The sequence below is a fragment of the Silvimonas sp. genome (genome assembly GCF_031291215.1).
GTDB classification, from domain to species: Bacteria; Pseudomonadota; Gammaproteobacteria; order Burkholderiales; family Chitinibacteraceae; genus Silvimonas; species Silvimonas soli.
Genome location: NZ_JARLJK010000122.1, coordinates 328,470 through 349,629, shown reverse-complemented (window position 1 = coordinate 349,629; position 21,160 = coordinate 328,470). Strand labels below are relative to the sequence as shown.

16 protein-coding genes are annotated in these 21,160 nt (G+C 56.1%); 9 read left to right on the top strand and 7 right to left on the bottom strand.

All coding sequences use genetic code 11. The annotated features are described in order from the left end of the window. Nucleotides 1–99 precede the first annotated feature (99 nt). From trpE to P4L78_RS14315, 5 genes are all read left to right on the top strand, one after another. Nucleotides 100–1,569 (top strand): anthranilate synthase component I, encoded by a 1,470-nt coding sequence (trpE, locus tag P4L78_RS14335; protein ID WP_309328576.1) that lies wholly within the window; start codon nt 100–102, stop codon nt 1,567–1,569. Between the two features lie 27 nt (nt 1,570–1,596). Then, complete coding sequence (gene pabA, locus P4L78_RS14330) at nt 1,597–2,166, top strand: aminodeoxychorismate/anthranilate synthase component II (RefSeq protein WP_283149639.1); 570 nt, start codon at nt 1,597–1,599, stop codon at nt 2,164–2,166. Between the two features lie 55 nt (nt 2,167–2,221). Then, nucleotides 2,222–3,253 (top strand): anthranilate phosphoribosyltransferase, encoded by a 1,032-nt coding sequence (trpD, locus tag P4L78_RS14325; protein WP_283149640.1) that lies wholly within the window; start codon nt 2,222–2,224, stop codon nt 3,251–3,253. Between the two features lie 6 nt (nt 3,254–3,259). Further along, nucleotides 3,260–4,048, top strand: a complete 789-nt coding sequence (gene trpC, locus P4L78_RS14320) for an indole-3-glycerol phosphate synthase TrpC (protein WP_309328575.1) — start codon at nt 3,260–3,262, stop codon at nt 4,046–4,048. 577 nt (nt 4,049–4,625) lie between these two features. Continuing rightward, nucleotides 4,626–5,831: a porin gene (locus tag P4L78_RS14315; protein ID WP_309328574.1), complete on the top strand. Its 1,206-nt coding sequence runs from the start codon at nt 4,626–4,628 to the stop codon at nt 5,829–5,831. A gap of 190 nt (nt 5,832–6,021) precedes the next feature. Here the strand turns inward: P4L78_RS14315 and P4L78_RS14310 are convergent, their stop codons facing one another. The 5 genes from P4L78_RS14310 to P4L78_RS14290 form a co-directional block, all read right to left on the bottom strand. Next, on the bottom strand, nt 6,022–6,912 hold the full coding sequence (locus P4L78_RS14310; RefSeq protein WP_283149643.1) for a L,D-transpeptidase family protein: 891 nt from the start codon (nt 6,910–6,912) through the stop codon (nt 6,022–6,024). Between the two features lie 69 nt (nt 6,913–6,981). Then, entirely contained in the window at nt 6,982–8,727 is a 1,746-nt protein-coding gene (locus P4L78_RS14305; RefSeq protein WP_283149644.1) for a glycoside hydrolase family 18 protein, read from the bottom strand. A gap of 225 nt (nt 8,728–8,952) precedes the next feature. After that, complete coding sequence (tadA, locus tag P4L78_RS14300; RefSeq protein WP_309328573.1) at nt 8,953–9,504, bottom strand: tRNA adenosine(34) deaminase TadA; 552 nt, start codon at nt 9,502–9,504, stop codon at nt 8,953–8,955. Further along, on the bottom strand, nt 9,497–11,155 hold the full coding sequence (gene recN, locus P4L78_RS14295; RefSeq protein ID WP_309328572.1) for a DNA repair protein RecN: 1,659 nt from the start codon (nt 11,153–11,155) through the stop codon (nt 9,497–9,499). Before recN ends, tadA begins: the two co-directional genes overlap by 8 nt. A 12-nt stretch (nt 11,156–11,167) precedes the next feature. Next, on the bottom strand, nt 11,168–12,046 hold the full coding sequence (locus tag P4L78_RS14290; protein WP_283149647.1) for an NAD kinase: 879 nt from the start codon (nt 12,044–12,046) through the stop codon (nt 11,168–11,170). A gap of 141 nt (nt 12,047–12,187) precedes the next feature. Between P4L78_RS14290 and hrcA the strand changes: the two genes are divergently transcribed. The 3 genes from hrcA to mltB all read left to right on the top strand — a co-directional run bounded on the left by hrcA (nt 12,188) and on the right by mltB (nt 14,950). Further along, the gene (hrcA, locus tag P4L78_RS14285) at nt 12,188–13,198 is read left to right on the top strand and encodes a heat-inducible transcriptional repressor HrcA (RefSeq protein WP_309328571.1); all 1,011 of its coding nucleotides are present in this window, start codon (nt 12,188–12,190) and stop codon (nt 13,196–13,198) included. Then, nucleotides 13,195–13,713 (top strand): GNAT family N-acetyltransferase, encoded by a 519-nt coding sequence (locus P4L78_RS14280; RefSeq protein ID WP_309328570.1) that lies wholly within the window; start codon nt 13,195–13,197, stop codon nt 13,711–13,713. Before hrcA ends, P4L78_RS14280 begins: the two co-directional genes overlap by 4 nt. A gap of 154 nt (nt 13,714–13,867) precedes the next feature. Beyond that, the gene (gene mltB, locus P4L78_RS14275; protein WP_309328569.1) at nt 13,868–14,950 is read left to right on the top strand and encodes a lytic murein transglycosylase B; all 1,083 of its coding nucleotides are present in this window, start codon (nt 13,868–13,870) and stop codon (nt 14,948–14,950) included. A 212-nt stretch (nt 14,951–15,162) separates the two neighbouring features. Here mltB and rlmB read toward each other — a convergent pair whose 3' ends face one another. Next, on the bottom strand, nt 15,163–15,909 hold the full coding sequence (gene rlmB, locus P4L78_RS14270; protein ID WP_283151465.1) for a 23S rRNA (guanosine(2251)-2'-O)-methyltransferase RlmB: 747 nt from the start codon (nt 15,907–15,909) through the stop codon (nt 15,163–15,165). A gap of 277 nt (nt 15,910–16,186) precedes the next feature. On the opposite strand from rlmB, the gene mfd reads away from it, so the two are divergent. Continuing rightward, on the top strand, nt 16,187–19,591 hold the full coding sequence (mfd, locus tag P4L78_RS14265; RefSeq protein WP_309328568.1) for a transcription-repair coupling factor: 3,405 nt from the start codon (nt 16,187–16,189) through the stop codon (nt 19,589–19,591). A gap of 598 nt (nt 19,592–20,189) precedes the next feature. On the opposite strand, the gene P4L78_RS14260 is transcribed toward mfd, so the two are convergent. After that, the gene (locus P4L78_RS14260) at nt 20,190–21,134 is read right to left on the bottom strand and encodes a histone deacetylase family protein (protein WP_309328567.1); all 945 of its coding nucleotides are present in this window, start codon (nt 21,132–21,134) and stop codon (nt 20,190–20,192) included. Nucleotides 21,135–21,160 lie beyond the last annotated feature (26 nt).

Sequence of the window (21,160 nt, the reverse complement as noted above, 5' to 3'; positions counted from 1 at the left end):
CTCCAACGATATCTGGCTTGAATGGCGATGGCGTAGCTGCTGATAGCGGCCGCAAGCCTATTCGCTTTGTCTCAAACCATAATTCGTTCGGAGTAAGTCATGCTGACGCGTGAACAATTCGCAGCGCTCGCTGCACAAGGCTATAACCGTATTCCCGTTGTCCTCGAGCTGTTTGCCGATCTGGACACCCCTCTTTCTGTTTATCTCAAGCTGGCCAATCGTCCGTATTCCTATTTGCTGGAATCCGTCGTCGGTGGTGAACGCTTTGGTCGTTATTCCTTCATCGGTTTGCCTGCACGTACTCGCCTGACCGTGAGCGGCGAACATGTTGATGTAATCCACGACGACCGGATCATCGAAAGCTTTGATGGCAATCCGCTGGATTTCATCAATAGCTATCAGCAACGCTTTAAAGCCTCTATCCCGGCCAATATGCCGCGCTTTATTGGCGGGCTGGTCGGATACTTTGGCTACGAAACCATCCGTTTTATCGAGCGCAAACTGGCGCACGTGCAAAAGCCGGATGTGATTGGCGCACCAGACATTCAATTGCTGTTATCTGAAGAGCTGGCCGTTGTAGATAATCTCTCCGGCAAGCTCTATCTGGTGGTTTACGCCGACCCAGCCAAACCCGAAGCCTACGACAAAGCCGAAGCGCGCCTGTGGGAGCTGCGCATGAAGCTGCGCGACCCCGCACCGATGCCGTTGCAAGGCCCGGCAGAAAGCGTTACCACGCCGAACTCGGAATTTGGCGAGGAGCGTTTCAAAGAGGCCATCGGCAAGGCCAAGGAATACATCCTGGATGGCGACATCATGCAAGTGGTGTTGTCGCAGCGCATGCAGTTGCCGTTCCATGAGTCGCCGCTCTCACTTTATCGTGCACTGCGTTCGCTCAATCCTTCGCCATATATGTTCTTCTACCACTTTGGTGACATGCACGTCGTCGGCGCCTCGCCAGAAATTCTGGTGCGGCTGGAAGGTGAAACCATTACTGTGCGCCCGATTGCCGGCACCCGTCCACGCGGCAAAACACGGGAAGAAGATCAGGAGTTGGCTGCAGAACTACTGGCCGATCCGAAAGAGATTGCTGAACACGTCATGCTGATGGACTTGGGTCGCAACGACACCGGGCGTGTGGCGCAAACCGGCAGCGTAAAAGTGCTGGATCGCATGATCGTGGAAAAGTATTCCCACGTGATGCACATTGTTTCCAGCGTGGAAGGCAAGCTCAAGCCGGGTTTGTCCAATATCGACGTGCTCAAGGCCACCTTCCCGGCCGGTACGGTTTCTGGCGCACCCAAAGTGCGCGCCATGGAAATCATCGACGAACTGGAGCCAAGCAAGCGCGGGGTTTATTCCGGCGCAGTGGGTTATCTTGGCTTTAATGGCGACATGGACGTGGCCATTGCACTGCGCACCGCCGTAGTAAAAAACAACACGCTTTATATGCAGGCGGGCGCCGGGATCGTGGCCGACTCCGTTCCGCAAAGCGAATGGCAAGAGACGCTGAACAAGGCCCGCGCCGTATTGCGCGCCGCCGAGCTGGTTCAACGCGGCCTTGATGCCTGACTCTTACCGGATACTGGAGAACTCACCATGCTGTTGATGATCGACAACTACGACTCGTTTACCTATAACCTCGTGCAGTATTTTGGTGAACTGAAACAAGACGTTGTGGTGTACCGCAACGACGAAATCACCATCGAACAGATCGAAGCGCTGCAGCCGAAATACCTGGTCGTGTCGCCCGGGCCATGTACTCCGCTTGAGGCCGGTATTTCAGTCGCTGCCATTGAACACTTTGCCGGCAAGCTGCCGATCCTGGGCGTATGCCTTGGGCATCAATCCATCGGTCAGGCTTATGGCGGCAAGATTGTGCACGCCCAAACCTTGATGCACGGCAAGACCTCACCGGTCAGCCATACCAACAAGGGCGTGTTCAAAGACCTGCCCTCTCCGTTTACCGCCACCCGTTATCACTCTTTGGTGATCGAGCGCGAAAGCCTGCCCGACTGTCTGGAAGTGACGGCTTGGACTGAAGACGGCGAGATCATGGGCGTGCGCCATAAAACATTGCCGATCGAGGGCGTGCAGTTTCACCCTGAATCCATTTTGACCGAACACGGTCATCAGATGCTGGATAACTTCCTGAAGGAATGGGCCTGAGCCGCCGACTCAGCCAATACCGCTCGCGCTTTCCCATTCTCCAGGAGTTACCCGCATGACCATTACCGTCCAGGATGCCCTGAATCGGCTAATCGACCAGAACGAACTGTTTTACGATGAAATGCTGTTTTTGATGCGGCAGATCATGACTGGCCAGATGCCAGCGGTGCAAATCGCGGCCCTGCTAATGGGGCTGCGCACCAAGGTAGAGTCAGTTTCTGAAATTGCCGCCGCCGCGACCGTCATGCGCGAGTTTGCGCTGCCTGTTGCCATCGCAGACCGCACTCATCTGGTAGATATCGTTGGCACCGGTGGCGATAAAGCGCACACCTTCAATATCTCGACCACCGCGATGTTCGTGGTTGCTGCTGCTGGCGGGCGCGTAGCCAAGCACGGCAACCGCGCGGTGTCCTCCAGTAGCGGCAGCGCCGATGTGCTGGAAGCGCTGGGTCTGCGGCTGGATTTGACTGCAGAACAAGTCTCCGCCTGTATCGATAATGTGGGCGCCGGTTTCATGTTTGCACCGAGCCACCATAGTTCGATGAAGCATGTAGCCGCTGTGCGCAAGGAAATGGGCGTACGTACCATTTTCAATATTCTGGGCCCGCTGACCAATCCAGCTCAGGCCGAAAACCAGTTGATGGGTGTGTTCCATCCGGATCTGGTCGGTATTCAAGCACGCGTGTTACGCCAACTGGGTTCAAAGCATGTGCTGATCGTGCATGGCAAAGACGGGTTGGATGAGATCACCCTGTGTGACCAAACCCGGATTGCCGAATTGAAAGACGGCGAAATCCGCGAATACGATTTTGATCCGCGCGATCATGGTTTCAAGCTCTGCCATATCTCCGAGTTACATGCGGGCGATGCTGTGCAGTCCAAAGCCATTGTTGAGGCCGTACTGAACGATGAAAGCGGCCCGTGCCGCGATATCGTGGTGCTGAACGCGGGCGCGGCAATTTATGCGGCCAACGTCGTGGATAGCCTGGCAGATGGTTTCGCGTTGGCCAGTGAAACCATTGCCAATGGCAAGGCCAAGGCCAAACTGGCCGAACTGATTCAATTTACCAAGCAATTCCCGGGTTGATTTGCCATGTCTGACATTCTGAAAAAGATCATTGCCACCAAAGTGGACGAAGTCGCCGCCGCGCGTAAAGCAATCCCCTTGCATGCGATTCGTGAAGAAGCCGAATCGAGCACCGATCAGCGCGACTTCGTGGGTGCACTGCGCGCCAAACATGCAGCCGGTAAAGCGGGTGTGATTGCCGAGGTCAAAAAGGCCAGCCCGTCCAAAGGCATTATCCGCGCTGATTTTGTGCCCGCCGCGATTGCTGAGAGCTACGCCGAACATGGCGCAGCTTGTCTGTCAGTGCTGACTGATATCCATTATTTTCAAGGTAGCGCCGATTACCTCAAGGCCGCACGCGCAGCCTGCGAACTGCCTGCTCTGCGCAAAGATTTCATGATTGACGAATACCAGGTATTCGAAGCCCGCGCCTGGGGTGCCGACTGCATCTTGCTGATTGCCGCCGAATTGGGTCTGGCGCAAATGAAAGACATGGAAGCCACCGCGCATGCGCTCGGCATGGCCGTTCTGGTTGAAGTGCATAACGGCGATGAACTGGATCTGGCTCTGGAACTCAAAACGCCACTCGTTGGCGTCAATAATCGCAACCTGCGCACCTTTGAAGTCAGTCTGCAAACCACACTGGATTTGCTGCCGCGCATTGATGGCAACCGGATTGTTGTCACCGAAAGCGGCATTATGGATGCCAGCGACGTGGCATTAATGCGTGAGCACAATGTGCATACCTTCCTGGTCGGAGAAGCATTCATGCGCGCAGATAATCCTGGTAAAGCATTGGCAGGGTTATTTAGCTAAAGAGAGTCAAGCAACCAGCAACCGTTATCTCTTTACGGTTCAAAAACAGCACCGCCCGGGCATTTGTCCCGGGCGTTTTGCATTGAAACGGCCTTCAGGTTTGCCTTTTGTGGCGGATATTGTGGCTAATTGATTATTTATTAAGCGACACATAAGCACTGTTAGTAGAGACGGGTCTGATATCCACTCCCCTCATACCATTTTGTAGTTGTTTATTTACAACAACAACGCATAAAACCAATGTCATTTTTTAGTGGTTATCCCCAATAAAAGGCCATTTCAGGGGCGTTTAAGCCACTTATAGGAATATAAAAACAAGTTATAAGACCCCTGAAACCTATAAATGTCATATTTCTGTCATCATACGGCCCTAGACTGGCGCCGGTTTCAGAAGAAGACGATTCGGTAAATGCCGAACAAACCCAGTCAGAACGAAACCACGGTTTACTCGATCTTTCAGTGTGATCCGGCAATGTTAAATCCACGCCTTGTTGAGCGTATTTATCTAGCCAAGGTTTCAGAGTTGCAGATGTAATAAAAGCATCTGCATTGTTTTCCGCAAACGGAGATAGTTCAAATGAAAAAAATCATGGTTGCCGCACTGGCTGCTGCTTTCCTCACCCCGATCGCAATGGCCGATGTGACCATCTACGGTTCTATCCGCGCTGACGTTGAATATGACAGCTTTGGTGACCTGAACGGCAAGTCGCCAGCGGTCAGCAGCCAAACCCGTATTGTTGATTCCTCCTCGCGTATCGGCTTCAAGGGTACCGACAAGTGGGACAACGGCTGGACTGGCATTTGGCAACTTGAATCCGGTATCGGTGCAGCTGCAGCTTCTGCAGACAGCAACGGCACCAAGCCTAAGGGTTTCGGTGGCGGCGCTTGGGGCGGTCGTAACTCCTTCATCGGTTTTGTTGCGCCTGACTTCGGTACATTCCGCGCTGGTAACTTCGACAGCACCTACAAGAACGTGCTGACTTCCTCGAAGCTGTCGCCGCTGTTCGACGATTTCCTGGATTCGACCGACTATAAGGGCAAGAACGCAACGTTCTCCCAGTTGGCTACCCGCCTGAACGACAACCTGGCTTATGAGTCGGCAACTTGGGGTGGTTTCCAGATCCGTGCCAACGTTGGCCTGGATGGTTCCCCGCAAGCTAGCGGCAGCGCACCGATTTATGACATTGCTGCCCTGTATAACTACGGTGGCTTCAACGCGTCCCTGGCATATCAATACGCCAAGGATCGCAACTTTGCTCAAGTTAGCGGTATTTCTGTGGCCGACACCACTGGCACAACAAATGCCACGACGGGCGCCACCACTTACAACATCGCTGACGGTGCCAAAGTTGAAGGTTACCAACTGGCTGCTGGCTACACCTTTGACTTCGGTCTGGGTCTGGGCGCAGGTTGGGAACATATCTCCAACGAAGAAGCTTCCAAATATGTTGCAACTGCTGCAACACATGCGAAGAGCACCAGCTGGAACAACTACGTTGTGACAGGCAACTACTGGTTCAACCCGAAGTTTGAGCTGCAAGGTCTGTACAGCCGCTCGAACAAGGTTTACGGCGTTGACGATCTGACCGGCCAGCAGTACTCCTTGTCCGGCGTGTACTGCCTGAGCAAGCAAACCCGTTGGTACACTTCTGCTGTTGGTCTGAAGAACGACGGCAAGACAACAGGTCAGCAGTTCTCGTTCCAGAACAACTCGGTTTCGTTGGTTGCCAAGAATGGCCAAACCTCGTACACCGTGCTGACAGGCCTGCGTTCGGATTTCTAATCTGAACTCAAGGTTTGCCACATTGCAGGAAAAAACCGGGGAAACCCGGTTTTTTCTTTTTCATCCCCTTGCGAGTGTCGTACACCAGCATAGCTGTCAGCCGTGCCGTCCAGCCCTACCCGTGACTTATGCGGCAGGCTTCTTGTCTGCGACGAAATAGCACTGCGCATACGCAATCCTGGCCACTCACTCAGGTTTGAGGCTGACCGAGCCAGTAGCGTAGCAATATGCCTTCCGGCAAGCACCGCACGATTTCGAAGTCAAGCGACTGAGCATTGGCAACAAATGCTGGAACAGTCAGGATACGCAGCTCAAACCACTGCCAACTGCGCGCACCCTCAATAATGGCGGCAAGCAATTGTTTCCAGTCCGGCACTGCACCCTCAGCCTCTGCTCGCCAAAGCATCAGCCCCATACTGCCTGTTAATGTTGCCAATGCAAGCAAGCGACCTTCTGCGCTCCATAGCGCCCATGCATCGGCACTGAGCGCGGGTACAGGAGATATCGGCATGGCAATTGTCATTGGATGCAAGTGTTGTTGCAGACCAGCCAATGCGTTCTGCGGGACATTTGCCACATATTGCTGCCGGGGCTCCGGCTCACCGTCCAACATCAAAACCTGGCAATCAGGTTTAACCAACTCAAACAGCTCCACCACATCCGCATTACGCATGCGCACGCAACCATGCGATGCAGGAATACCCATGGGCTGGTCGTCTGGGGTGCCGTGGATGTAGATATAGCGACGCATGCTGTCCACTTGCCCGAGCCGGTTGAACCCGGGCTGGCAGCCACTGAGCCAGAGAATGCGGCTGAGAATCCAGTCCCGCTCCGGATACTGTTCGGCCAGTTCTGGCGTGTGAACCTCACCGGTGGGGCGTCGTCCACGCAATACCGCGCCGATGGGCAGGCCGGCACCGATTTTTGCCCGGACCACGTGCAAGCCGCGCGGCGTTTGCATACTGCCCTGTTGCTCACCGATACCGGCGGCAGCGGTTGAGGCCTGGTATTGCTTGATGACTTGCTGTTGCTCATCCAGCAAACACAGTGTTTGTGCGGCCAGATCAATGACTATTTTCATGGTTTTTGCACCAACAAAACGGGGGCCATACAGCCCCCGTTTTTACTACTTGCACAATGGATTACCTGCTTAATGCTTGATCAGACCATTGTAGATGGTGCCGCTCAACTCACCGTCAGGCGTATCTTGAGAGATTTCCCAAGCCATCATACCGCCCAGCTTCATCTTTTTCACGTAGTCGATTTTGTCTTTCAGCACTTGTGGGTCGTCATAAACCCACGCTTCGTTGCCGGAAACCTTGACGATGGCTTTGGTCTTGTCGTCACGGAACACGTCGCCCGCCTTGGCTTTGACTTCGGCATAGGTGGCCACGCCTTCATCCGGCGTGCCCTTGGCCTTGGCTTTCACGGCCTGATGAATGCCGTGGTTGTCCATTGAGCCGGTCACCCAGCCGTAGCCATAGAACGGCACGCCTAATACCAGTTTGGCGGGCTGCACGCCTTTTTCGATATAGTCTTTGACTGCCATATCGATGGAGAGGCGATCTTTAGGCCCGGTGAACAGGTTGGATTGATAGCCAGTGGTGCTGTCCCAAGGACCGGCAAAGTCATAGGTCATCAGGTTGATCCAGTTCAGCGATTGCTGAATCTTGTCGCTTTCGATCGAACCATAAACCGACGACGAAGCGCTTGCCGCCACGGTCAACAAGTAACCTGGCTTGAGTGCATCCAGCTGTTTGCGGAATTCGGCCAGTAGCGCGGTGTAGTTCTTTGGGTCTTCATCGCGTACCACATTGCCTTCGTTACCAGCGCTGCCCGGGTATTCCCAGTCAATGTCGATGCCATCAAACACCCCGGCCGCCAAGCCATCTTTACCGGCGATATTGCCTTTGATGAAGGTATCTACGCAGGATTTAACGAATGCTTCACGGTTTTTTGGCAGAGCGGCATCGGAGAAATTCTTGGACCAAGTCCAGCCGCCCAGCGAAATCACCACTTTCAGATTCGGGTGTTTTTGCTTGAGTTGCTTAAGCTGATTCCAGTTACCGAATAGCCCGTTGGTGCCTGCATCAACCTTGCCATCGAGCGTGTGAGCGGCATCGATCACCGTTTTGTAATCAGCATCTGGATCACCCACTACGCATTTGTTATCGACCACATTGGCAAAGGCGTAGTTGATCACAGTTGCCTGACTGGCCGCACCGCTGGTTTCCAGGTTCTTTACGTAATAGCCGGATTTGGTCGGAGCCCAAGCCGGGTAGTAGGCCACGAACTGTGGTGAAGTCGGGGCTGCAACGCCACCAGCTACAACGGCAGCAGCGGCCGGTGCCTTGGCGTCCCCGCCACCGTCACCCTTTTCCACCAGTTTGAAATTGGCAAACAGCGAATCCCCAGCATCGCCATCACCATTGGTCCAATGTTCGAGGGCCAAATGGAAAGGGAACTTGCCTTTGAAGTCCAGGTTGTAGGTATTCCACTGCTTGTTATCTTTGAGCTTGTCCGCGCCGCCGCCCAGCTTGGCCGCACCGGCTAGCCAATTGTCGCGACCGGGGAAGTCTGCGGTGTAACCCACTACGCCACCGCAGTTGGAGCTACACAGGCCAAGATAATCAAAGCTCAGTGTGTATTTCTTGCCTTCAGCAAACTGGACCTTGGAAAACATGTCGCCACCAAACACTTTCTTGGTGAACTTCAATGCTTTTTGTCCGGGGCGCAACGGATCATCAACGATCACCCCATGCATGGGCACTGTGCCGTCGCCGTTTTGACCGACCCACTGCGACAGATCGCCCTTGAAATCGTCCTGAAATACCACCGTATCTGCGTGCGCAAGCGCCGCTGCCACAAAAAATGGCAACAGTAATAGCCTTTTCATTCCGTCATCCTCGTTCGGGTTTTATGCCTGAGTTGCAAAGCAACTGGCGCCCTTGCTGCGCAACTGCCGCGGCCGTTTCGGGCACACCGTGTTCGCAATCTGTTTATGTTCTTACATGGTCACAGCTACGTCTTACGCGCAGCCATGGCCGCCACTCTAACATGGCAAAACGATGGCACGCGCATGCGCCTGGCATAGCGAGCAATTTGAGCAACACCCGTTGATTCAGGTCAGCGGAAGATCGGGATTGGCAGCGCTTTCCCGCTGCTGTTTTTGCAATTTGCGGCGTAGCGCAAAGAACGCCTTGAGCTGGGCGGAGGCCTCATCAGCCAGCAGTCCGCCAACCACTGCGGTGTGGTGATTAAGGCGGCGATCCGGAAAGGGGTTAATGACGCTACCTGCAGCACCCGTCTTGGGGTCGGTGGTGGCGTAGATGATACGAGCCAGTCGCGCATGCATCATCGCGCCTGCGCACATCAGGCAGGGCTCCAGCGTTACGTAGAGCTCGCACCCTGGTAGCCGGTAGTTACCCAGCGTCTGGGCCGCGGCGCGCAGCGCCAGCATTTCGGCATGGGCTGATGGATCATGCGTCGTAATCGGTTGATTACAGCCGCGCCCGATAATGCGACCCTCAAACACCACAACTGCGCCGACCGGCACTTCACCCAGTTCTTGCGCGCGCGCGGCTTCCAGCAAAGCTTCTTGCATGAAGCCGATTTGCGCTTCAGTCCACGATTCGGGCATTGCAGCAATAGGAAACAAAACCGGGTCAGACATGGCCAAGCAATTCTGCAGCGTGACGGCGCGTGGTTTCAGTGATCTCCACACCGCCGAGCATGCGGGCGATTTCTTCGACGCGGCCGACGTTATCCAGCGAGGCGACGTGGCTAACAATGCCTTCCTTGTTCTTGGCTTTGCTGACCAGATAATGCTGACCGCCGCATGCGGCGACTTGCGGCAGATGGGTAATGCACAGCACCTGATGCTTCTGCCCTAGCCCGGCCAGCATGCGGCCTACGATCTCGGCCACGCGCCCGCCGATGCCTACGTCCACCTCATCGAACACCAGCGTCGGCACGCCCGACAAAGCACTGGTGATGACCTGAATCCCCAAGCTGATTCGCGACAACTCACCGCCGGAAACAATCTTGCCCATGGCACGCGCCGGGGCATCGCCATGTGCAATCAGAAAATCCACATCTTCAAGGCCATGCGCACTGGGGACGGTGGCAGTCAGGGCCACTTCAAAGCGGCTATCAGCCAGCGCCAGTGGTTTCATTTCTGCGGTCACTGCCTTGGCAAACGCCGGGGCATGACGTTGACGCAGGGCGGATAGCTTGGCGGCGCTGGCCTCATAACGGGTTTGCGCCGCTTTGGCAGCTTGTTGCAAGCGCGCCAAGCCTTCGCCGCCACCCAGTTCATCCAGCCGGGCTGACCACTCCGCCAACACTACCGGCAAACGATCTGGCGGCTCAATCCGGTATTTGCGGGCCATGCTCCAGATGGCGTCGAGGCGTGACTCGACCTCAGCCAGACGCGAAGGGTCGAGTTCCAGATGATCTGCATAGCGGCGCAATTCGCTCACGGCCTCAGATAATTGGGCATCCACCCCGGCCAGCAACTCCAACGAGGGGTTGAGCAGTTCGTCATAACCTGCCAGTTCTTGCAGGCGGCGTGTAGCCCCACTCAGCCAGCCCTGGCAGTTTTCATCGTCATCGCTCAGGACTAACAACGCTGCTTGCACGCCATCAATGAGACTAGCGGCATGTTGCAGGCGTTTGTGTTCGCCTTGCAGTTCAACCCACTCGTTGTCGCCCAGCGCCAGTTCGGTCAGATCATTGATCTGCCACTGCAAGCGCTCACGTTCGGCTTCAAAGGCAGCCGCATTACGGCTCGCAGCGTCGAATTCTTCTTGTGCACGTTGCCATTGGCGCCAATCCGCAGTGACTTGGCTAGCCAGATCGCTGGCACCGACAAAGGCATCGAATACATTGCGCTGGGTCTCTGGCCGCAAAAGTAATTGGTGTGCGTGCTGGCCATGAATATCCACCAGCATTTCGCCCAGTATTTTCAGTTGTGCCAGCGTGGCGGCGGTGCCATTGATAAAGGCTTTGCTTTTGCCTTGGGTATCGAGCGTGCGGCGCAAATTGACAATATCGGTGTCGTCGCCAGTGAGTTCGGCTTCGGCCAGCCAATCCTTGGCAATTTTCAGATCAGTGATAGCAAATTCTGCGGCCAGTTCGGCCTTGTCAGTGCCATGGCGCACCATGCCGACTTCGGCGCGGTCACCCAGCAACAGGCCCAGCGCATCGATCACAATCGATTTACCCGCGCCGGTTTCACCGGTGAATACACTCAACCCGCCAGCGAAATCCAGCGCCAGCCGGTCAACAATCACGAAATTTTTAAGATTCAGAGAGAGCAGCATGGGTTTCGCAGGTCAGAGGAGCTTTTCGCCCCAGTGCAATTTGTCGCGCAACATGTCGTAGTAGTTGTAACCCACCGGATGCAGGATGCGCAGCGTGTTGCGATGGCGGCGGATGATGACACGATCTTTCTCGCGCAATTCACAATCGGCCTGGTTATCAAAATAAACCCGGGCATCGGAATTGCGCGTCAGCAAAAACTCAACTTCACTGGTGTCATTGATCACAATCGGCCGGTTGGACAGCGACTGCGGGCAGATCGGCACCAAGGTAATCGCGGGCAGGCTCGGATGCAGAATCGGGCCGCCAGACGCCAGAGCATACGCGGTAGAGCCAGTTGGCGTGGAGACTATCAAGCCGTCCGAACGCTGGCTGTACACAAACTGGCGATCAATGAAGATTTCGAACTCGATCATGGCGCCGGTAGAACCGCGGCTGAACACCACATCGTTAAACGCCAGCGCGGTGGTCTGGTCTTTACTGCCTTCGCGCTTGACCACCGTTTCCAGCAAGATGCGCTCTTCGGGCACAAACGCACCCGCCAGCATGCTGCCGATGGTTTGTTCCATATCCTTGAGCGGGATATCGGTCATGAAACCCAGGCGGCCCTGGTTGACGCCAATCACCGGGATGCGATACGGCGCTACCAACCGCGCCACGCCCAGCATGGTGCCGTCACCGCCCAGCACAATCACCAAATCGGCCAGCTTGCCGATCGCCAGCCGATCCACCGTGGGGATATCGGTAATGCCATGTTCACTTGCTACTTCTGCTTCGATCAGCACGCGCACGCCCAGTGCCTGCAGCATCACCGACAGCTGACGCAACGGTCCACCCAGCGTAGGGGTGTTAAAGCGGCCGACCAGCACAATGGTTTTAAATAGGCTCTGCATGGCTTGATCCAGACAAATACGGCTGCATTTAACCACAAGGGGGTGGCGCTTGGCACTCTCGCTCCAGTTTGATAGACACGAGGCCAACAGATGATGGCGAGATAATTAACGCCAACCATCAATCCACATTAGAATCGGATCATGCTTAGCGATCGTGCACAAATCCTCCTGAAAACCCTGGTTGAGCGATATATCGCCGACGGCCAACCTGTCGGCTCGCGCGCCTTGTCGCAATATTCGGGTCTCGATATCAGTTCGGCCACCATCCGCAATGTGATGGTCGATCTGGAACAACTTGGTTTTGTAGCCAGCCCGCACACCTCGGCCGGGCGTATTCCCACGTCTTTGGGCTATCGCTTTTTTGTCGATAGTTTGATGGCAGTGCGTCCGCTGGACAAAATCTCTGTGGATGCAGGCAGCCTGCCGCTGGATAACCCGCAACGCACTATCGCCGCCGCCTCCAATCTGTTGTCGCAACTCACCCATTTTGCTGGTGTAGTCATGTCACCGCGTCGTCAGGATGCAGTACTCAAGCATATCGAGTTTCTGCCGCTGTCGGATAAACGTGTGTTGCTGATTCTGGTGACCAGCGATGGCGATGTGCAAAACCGCATCATCCAGACGAAAAATGGCTTCCCGCCTGGCGATCTGATCGAAGCAGCCAATTTTTTGAACGTGCATTGCACTGGCAAAACCTGGCGTGGTTTGCGCTCGTTTGTAGAAAACGAAGTCCGCGCGGTGAAGGGCCAGTTGGCCGAGTTGCTCAATACAGCGGTGTTATATGGCCAGACCGTGCTGGGTGGCGAAGCCGAAGATCTGGTGATTTCCGGTGAACGCAACTTGCTGGATAGCGACGATCTGGCCGCCAACATGGGTCGTTTACGCCAGCTGTTTGAACTGTTTGAACGCAAGACCGCCTTGCTGCAATTAATGGAACTGGGTAATCGCGCTGAGGGTGTCCAGATCTTTATTGGTGGCGAATCGGGTCTGGCGCCACTGGACGAATGCTCCATCATCACGGCGCCCTATCACGCCAACGGCCAGGTCATTGGCACGCTGGGCGTGATTGGTCCGACGCGCATGGCTTATGAACGCATCATCCCGATTGTGGATGTCACCGCCAAACTGTTATCCAGCGCCCTGTCCCAATGAACCCGGAAATCTGCCTGCGCCCCGCCCAAGCGGATGATGCCAGTTGCCTGGCTGCACTTGCCATTCAGGTATGGCTGCATACGTATACCACCGACGGCGTCCGCCCGGCGCTGGCCAATTATGTGCTGACACAGTTCACGCCACAGCGCTTCGAACACTGCATCAACAACACACGCCATCGTGTCATCGTTGCCGAGCAAGGCGAACATCTGCTGGGTTACGCTTTGCTGGACTTTGATTCATACCAGCCGGCGGTGCCGCACACCTCGACAGAACTGCAAAACTTGTATGTATTGCCGCGCTTTGCCCGTCAGGGGATTGGTAGCGCGCTGCTGCACGCCTGTGCCAATGCCGCGCAAGACCAGGCCGCTGATGCCACTTACTGGTTATCGGTGAACAGTCAGAACCACAATGCCTTGGCGTTTTATGCAAGTCATCAGTTCGAGCAATATGGCACCTTGTTTTTTGATCTCGATTCGGTAAGGTACGCCAACCAGATTCTGGCCACTGTCTGAATGGGTGTACGTCATCCGGCAACGCCTCTGGCGGGTATCAGAGTCATCAAGATCAAGTATAAATAACCCACAATACGTACATAACAACCGCATGCGCTGGCGACACCCGCCGCGCGCCAGTCAAACGCAGCACAACCCCATTTCCGGATCGCCCATGTTTTTGAAGTTACGCGCCGCCTTGTTTTCCGCCGCCCTGCTGGCTTTTGTTCCCGCAATCAGCCACGCCGACACCGCGTTGTTGCAACGCCCGGAAGTCCAGAGTTATCTCGATAACCTGGCTGCCACTCAGGGTTTCAATCGCGATGACCTGACCGCGCTGTTTCAACAGGTGAATACCAAGCCGAGCATTATTACGGTGCTGGATCGCCCCTCTACCGGCCGCCCTTGGTACCAGTTCAAACAGAACTTCATCAACAACCAGCGCATTCTGGGTGGTGCCCGCTTTATGCGCCGCTATGCCGATACGCTGGATGCAGTGAGCGATAAATACGGTGTGCCTGCGGAAGTCATCACTTCCATTTTGGGTGTCGAAACACTGTATGGCCGCACCACCGGCACCTTCCGCGTGATTGATGCGCTGACCACCATCGCCTTCGATTACCCACGTCGCGCGGATTACTTCAAAGATCAACTCACCCAGTTCATGCTGCTGGCGCGAGAAGAAAACGAAAATCCGCTGACCTTTATGGGTTCCTATGCCGGTGCCATGGGCATGCCGCAATTCATGCCGTCCAGTTTCCGCGAATACGCCGTGGACTGGACTGGCGATCATCATCGAGATATCTGGGGCACACCGGAAGATGCCATCGCCAGCGTCGCCAACTTCCTGGCCGCTCACGGCTGGCAGCGTGATGGCGACACTTACGCCCCGGTGAACGTCAGCGCCGCCGAAGATGATCTGCTGGCGGATAAATTCAACCTGCATTACACGGTGGCCGAGTTGATGCAAAAAGGCGTGCAACCGCTGAGCGAAACCGACACCTCCCAGCAAGCGGTGTTGTTCAGCCTGGAGACTGAAGCGGGCAACACCAGCTACTACATGGGGTTCAACAACTTCTATGTAGTCACGCGCTATAACCGCAGCACTTTGTACGCTACGGCAGTTTTGCAATTGGCAAACGCCATCAAGTCGGCCTACGACAACAATCTGGACCTGCAGGACACCTCAGCCAGCGACAGTAATAAAAGCAAAACCAAAGCCAAGTCGACGAAAAAAAATGCGGCTGGCTGGAATTGATTGCTGATCAGCGTAGCCCGGATAAAGCCGCTGGCGAGAATCCGGGGTTGCGATACAACCATTTGAAATAGATGCCTTGACCTCGCCGGCATCGCTCCCCGGATTCCCGCTTCGTTTCATCCGGGCTACAAGGACAGGCTGCGAGGGCAATAAAAAAGGACGGGTTATCCCGTCCTTTTTTATTGCTGGCAAAACCAGAAACCATCGCGCGATTACTTCGCCGCCATCGTCCGCTGGCGACGCGTCTCTGACAGCACGATCCCGCTGGCCACCGAGACATTCAAACTCTCCACCGAACCAAACATCGGAATCGACACCAGTACATCGCAATGCTCGCGCGTCAGGCGACGCATGCCATCACCTTCGCTACCCAGAACCCAAGCCAGCGGTCCGGTATTGCTGAAGTGATGTAGATCGGTATCGGCCTCGGCCGCTGTACCGGCGATCCAGATCTCGCGCTCCTGCAACTCACGCAGCGTACGCGCCAGATTGGTCACCATCACGTAGGGCACGACTTCCGCCGCGCCGCAGGCTACTTTGGATACGGTTGCGGTAATGCCCACTGCTTTGTCTTTGGGCGCAATCACCGCATGCACACCCATCGCATCGGCCACGCGCAAACACGCACCCAGGTTATGCGGATCGGTAATGCCATCAAGCACCAGCAAGAATGGCGGCTCGTCCAGATCATCCAGCACATCGTCTACGGTGATGTACGACTTTCCGGCGTCGATCAACGCGGCTACACCTTGGTGTTTGCCGCCAGCGGTCAAGCCATCCAGGCGCTTGGTATCCACCAGCAAGACTTTGCAGCCCTGTGCTTCGGCCAGCCGCGCCAGATCTTTGGAGCGCTGATCCATTCGGGCGGCATTCAGGTAAAGCTCGATGACGCTATCGGGAAAGCGTTTAAGGCGCGAACCGACCGCGTGAAAACCGTGTATGACTTTGTGATCCATGATGCCTTGCCAGCAAGTGTGGCGGGTGCTTTGCAAAGGCGTCAGTTTACAGCATTGAAGGGCATCCCGATAAATCGAGGTGCGAGGTGCGAGGTGCGCAAGTATCTGACAACTCAACGCAACCACGAATTCGTCATTCCCGACCTGGGCGGCCCCCTTGGCGGGAATGACGAGTCGAGGGCCACAGACCTCCTCCGTTGCCCTTCACTGCTAACTCCTCCTCACCCCTCATCTCTCACACACGTATAATGGCCACTTTGCCGCCCCCGACGATCCCGCCGTGTCCGCTCCCGCCCTTCCCCGCGCAGGCGAACGCCTGCAACTCGCTCTGCCTCCTGGTTCCGCTGATAGCCTGCTGCTGGCGCGTTATGCCAGTGCCGCGCGCCCATTGGTCATCCTCACCGATGCCGCGCACGAGGCCACCCGCTTAAAAGACGAGCTGGCCTTTTTGCTGCCGGAAAAAAGCGTGGTGATGCTGCCGGACTGGGAAACGCTGCCCTACGATCATTTCTCGCCGCACCAGGATTTGATCTCCGAACGGCTGGCCACGCTATGGCAAATCCGCGAAAGCCAGGCCGATGTGGTGATCGTGCCGGTGCAAACAGCCATGGGCAGGCTGGCACCGGTGGAATACCTGGCGGGCTACACCTTCTTTATCAAGAAGGGGCAGAAATTTGATCCGGAAAAGATGCGCGCTGATCTGGCGTTTGCCGGGTACAGCCACGTCACCCAGGTTTACAGCCCCGGCGAGTTCTCGATTCGCGGCGGGTTGATTGATCTGTTCCCGATGGGCTCCACGCTGCCCTACCGGCTGGACTTGTTCGACGAAGAAATCGAAACCATCCGCACCTTTGATGTGGATACCCAGCGCAGTCTGTATCCGGTGCCGGAAGTGCGCCTGCTGCCGGCGCGTGAGTTCCCGATTGATGACGGTGGCCGCACGCGCTTTCGCCAGCGCTTTCGCGAAGTCTTCGAGGGCGATCCGTCCAAATCCCGTCTGTACAAAGATATTTCCAGCGGCGCCACGCCTGCCGGTATCGAGTACTACCTGCCGCTGTTCTTTGAACACACGGCCACGCTGTTCGACTACCTGCCGTCCACCGCGCTACTGACACTGCACGGCGATATCCACGAGGCGTCACAACGTTTCTGGAATGACACCCAGGAACGTTACCGCAATCTATCGGGAGAGAAAGACCGGCCCATTCTGAAACCGGGTGATCTGTACTTGATGCCGGATGCGCTGTTCACCGCGTTCAAAGCGTGGCCACGACTCGAATTCACTGCTGCGCCAGCCGAACTGGCGCAACCATTGCCGCCGCTGGACGTAGACCGCCGCGCCGAAAATCCGCTCAGCAAGCTGGTCAGTTTTCTGGACAGTTTCAAAGGTCGCGTGCTGATCTGCGCTGAGAGTCTCGGTCGTCGCGAAACCATGGCGCAGTACTTCGCCGACTATGATCTCAAGCCCGCGCTGACTGATAGCTGGCAAGGTTTCGTCAACGCCAAAGACCGCGTCATGCTGGCGCCTTCGCCGCTTTATCGCGGCTTTGTGCTGCCTGATGAAAAGCTGGCGATCATCACCGAAGGCAATCTCTACGCCGCTGTTGCGCAGGCCCGCGGCAAGAAACAGCAAAAACGCAGCAATACCGACAGCATGCTGCGGGATTTGTCCGAGCTGAAAATCGGCGATCCGGTAGTACATGAAGCCCACGGCATCGGCTTGTACCAAGGCTTGATGTCGATGGACCTGGGTGAAGGCGAAACAGAGCTGTTGCTGATTGAATATTCCGGCGGCGACAAACTCTACGTGCCGGTGTCGCAACTGCACGTGATCAGCCGCTATTCCGGTGGCTCGCCCGAGGCCGCACCAATCCATAAACTGGGTTCCGGCACTTGGGATAAAGCCAAACGCCGCGCCGCCGAGCAAGTACGCGATACCGCTGCCGAACTCTTGAACCTGTACGCCCGCCGCGCAGCACGTGAAGGCCATGCGTTTGACTGGTCATACAACGACTACGCCGCGTTTGCCGAAGGCTTCGGCTTTGAAGAAACTGCCGACCAAGCCGCTGCCATTGAGGCAGTGTTGATCGACATGCGTTTGGGTCGACCGATGGATCGGTTGGTGTGCGGTGATGTCGGCTTTGGTAAAACCGAAGTCGCTCTGCGCGCGGCCTTTGCAGCGGTAGCCGGTGGCAAACAAGTGGCCGTACTGGTGCCGACCACATTGCTGGCCGAACAACATTTCCAGACCTTTACCGACCGTTTCTCCGATTGGCCGGTAAAAATTGTCGAGTTATCGCGGTTCCGCTCCACCAAAGAAGTCGCGGCTGCCATGAAAGGGCTGGAAGACGGCACGGTCGATATCGTGATCGGCACGCACAAATTGGTGCAGCCAGACATGGTGTTCAAGAATCTCGGTCTGGTGATCATCGATGAGGAACACCGTTTTGGCGTGCGCCAGAAGGAACAGCTGAAAGCCTTGCGCGCCAATGTAGACGTGCTAACGCTGACCGCCACGCCGATCCCGCGCACCTTGGCGATGAGTCTGGAAGGCCTGCGTGACTTCTCAGTCATCGCCACCGCGCCATCGCGCCGCCTCGCGGTGAAAACCTTTGTCGCCAAGTACAGCGATGGTGTGATCCGCGAAGCCGTGCTGCGTGAACTCAAGCGCGGCGGTCAGGTGTTCTTCTTGCACAACGAAGTAGAAACCATCGAGAACGCCCACCAACGCCTCGCCGCCTTACTGCCCGAAGCGCGCATTGGCGTTGCCCACGGCCAGATGCGCGAGCGCGAACTAGAGCATGTGATGCGCGACTTTTACGCGCAGCGCTTCAACATCCTTTTATGTACGACGATTATCGAAACCGGGATCGACATCCCCAACGCCAATACCATCATCATGAATCGCGCCGACAAATTCGGCTTGGCGCAGCTGCACCAGATGCGCGGCCGGGTGGGTCGCAGCCATCACCAGGCCTATGCCTATTTACTGGTGAACGATCTGGAAGGGCTGACCGCCTCGGCCAAGAAGCGCCTCGAGGCGATCCAGATGATGGAAGAACTGGGTTCTGGCTTCTTCCTCGCCATGCATGATCTGGAAATCCGTGGCGCAGGCGAAGTACTGGGCGATTCGCAATCGGGCGAAATGCAGGAAATTGGTTTCTCACTGTATTCGCAAATGCTCAACGAAGCCGTCAAGGCACTCAAGAAAGGCATCGAGCCCGATTTGTCGCAACCGCTGGGCGTGACCACCGAAATCAATCTGCATTCGCCTGCCTTGTTGCCGAACGAATACTGTCCCGACGTGCATGAGCGTCTGAGCTTGTACAAACGTCTGGCCAACTGCGAAACGCTGGAAGAACTGGATGATTTGCTGCAAGAGTTGATCGACCGTTTCGGCCTGCTGCCTGATCCGGCCAAAGTGCTGCTTGATTGCCACAAACTGCGCATGCTGGCCAAGCCGATGGGCATCACCAAAATCGACGCTGCAGATTCGGCCATTGTGATCAACTTTGCCAAGAACACCCAGGTTGAGCCGATCAAGATCATTACGCTGATCCAGTCCAAAAAGAACTATCGACTGGCTGGGCAGGATCGCTTGCGGGTGGACGGCAACTGGCCGGAGGCACCTTTGCGGGCGGCGCGGGTGAAGGAGTTGTTGGGGGAGTTGGTGAAGCCGGTTTAGTGGGCGGGTAGTCTTGGACTCGTTGCGTGGAAGCCCGTAGTTATGCAATAACACATCGCCGGTAAAGCGTTGTTGGAGCGACTTATTGAGGCATTACGGCCCCGGATTCCCGCTTCGCTCCATCCGGGCTACGAGGGCCGCAAAGTTCTAGCCTGGTTCTGCACGTGCAGTTAAAGCAGACCAAACAACAAAGCTGATCACGCCGACCGAGAGTCGGAGACCTCAGGCTCCGACCGACCGAGGGGACGCAGGATGCGCGTAAACCATCCTTGCATACAGACGGTTCGTTTCCCCCTGCAACCTGCATTCGAAGCATTCTGCATCGTTGTGGGGGTACCCCCGAGGGGCACGGTTTTTGACCTGGGGCCCCCTTGCGGCAGCGGGGTCGCCTTTTGCGATCCCGCTCTGCGGGACTTTTGGTTTCTTTTCTTTGGCGACGCAAAGAAAAGAAACGTGCTCCCGGTCACCACCGGGTATCTAATACTTTTACTTGTGCCAAAGGCACTAACAAGCAGCGGGTGTTGGAAGTCGAAGGAATAAGGCCAGGGCAAGTTGCAAGAACCCCACCGGATTTTCACCGTAGCCGGGCTAGCACGAATCACAACCCTGCCATTTCCTTAACATGCACCGCCACACTCCTCCCCAGCGAGGACAAGTCATACCCCCCTTCCAGCATCGACACAATCCGCCCTTGCGCATGAGTCTTGGCCACCTGCATGACCTCTCGCGTCACCCAGGCATAATCGGATTCCACCAATCCCATTGAAGACATATCGTCCTCTCGATGTGCATCAAAACCGGCAGAGATCAAAATCAGTTGCGGCGCGAATTCGTTGAGGGCCGGTATCCAGAAATCACTCACCATTTGCCGAAAATCCGCGCCAGTGGTGGCCCTTGGTTTAGGGATGTTCTTCATGCCCGGCCCGCGCGGTTCATCGCCAGAGTACGGAAAGAACGGGTGCTGAAACCAGCCCACCATCAGTACACGAGGATCATCGCAGAAGATGTCTTCAGTGCCATTGCCGTGGTGCACGTCAAAATCGACCACGGCGACGCGCTCAACACCGTATTCCGCCATGGCGTGCGCAGCGGCCACGGCGACGTTGTTGAACAGGCAAAAACCCATGGCCTTGTTACGTTCGGCATGATGGCCGGGCGGGCGAATCGCACAGAACGCATTTTGGGCGTGGCCCTGCATCACCATATTCACTGCCCCGATGCCAGCGCCCGCAGCGTGGTAGGCGGCACGCAAGCTGAAGGAGTTGATAGCGGTGTCCGGGTCCAGATGCACGTAGCCATGCGAGGGCGATAGCGTCGCCAGCCGGTCCAAATACTCAGCATCATGCACCCGTTCCAGTTGCGCGTAGGTGGCGGGCTCGGCGTCGACGTGCAACAAACAATCCCACAAACCTGCAGCTATCAGCCGATCCTGAATGGCGGCAAGGCGTTCGGCGCACTCCGGATGCCCTTTTCCCATGTCATGCATGGCGCATGCGCTGTGGGTGAGATAGGCCGTCGCATCACTTTTCGCTGCAGAAAACAAGGGAATCACTCCTGCCCGGAATCTGG

What these genes read in the sequence shown, in the direction of transcription:
- recN (WP_309328572.1), bottom strand. Translation starts at nt 11,155, where the DNA reads ATGCTGCTCTCTCTGAATCTTAAAAATTTCGTGATTGTTGACCGGCTG.
- pabA (WP_283149639.1), top strand. Translation starts at nt 1,597, where the DNA reads ATGCTGTTGATGATCGACAACTACGACTCGTTTACCTATAACCTCGTG.
- P4L78_RS14280 (WP_309328570.1), top strand. Translation starts at nt 13,195, where the DNA reads ATGAACCCGGAAATCTGCCTGCGCCCCGCCCAAGCGGATGATGCCAGT.
- trpD (WP_283149640.1), top strand. Translation starts at nt 2,222, where the DNA reads ATGACCATTACCGTCCAGGATGCCCTGAATCGGCTAATCGACCAGAAC.
- trpE (WP_309328576.1), top strand. Translation starts at nt 100, where the DNA reads ATGCTGACGCGTGAACAATTCGCAGCGCTCGCTGCACAAGGCTATAAC.
- P4L78_RS14305 (WP_283149644.1), bottom strand. Translation starts at nt 8,727, where the DNA reads ATGAAAAGGCTATTACTGTTGCCATTTTTTGTGGCAGCGGCGCTTGCG.
- P4L78_RS14310 (WP_283149643.1), bottom strand. Translation starts at nt 6,912, where the DNA reads ATGAAAATAGTCATTGATCTGGCCGCACAAACACTGTGTTTGCTGGAT.
- trpC (WP_309328575.1), top strand. Translation starts at nt 3,260, where the DNA reads ATGTCTGACATTCTGAAAAAGATCATTGCCACCAAAGTGGACGAAGTC.
- hrcA (WP_309328571.1), top strand. Translation starts at nt 12,188, where the DNA reads ATGCTTAGCGATCGTGCACAAATCCTCCTGAAAACCCTGGTTGAGCGA.
- tadA (WP_309328573.1), bottom strand. Translation starts at nt 9,504, where the DNA reads ATGTCTGACCCGGTTTTGTTTCCTATTGCTGCAATGCCCGAATCGTGG.
- P4L78_RS14315 (WP_309328574.1), top strand. Translation starts at nt 4,626, where the DNA reads ATGAAAAAAATCATGGTTGCCGCACTGGCTGCTGCTTTCCTCACCCCG.
- mltB (WP_309328569.1), top strand. Translation starts at nt 13,868, where the DNA reads ATGTTTTTGAAGTTACGCGCCGCCTTGTTTTCCGCCGCCCTGCTGGCT.
- P4L78_RS14290 (WP_283149647.1), bottom strand. Translation starts at nt 12,046, where the DNA reads ATGCAGAGCCTATTTAAAACCATTGTGCTGGTCGGCCGCTTTAACACC.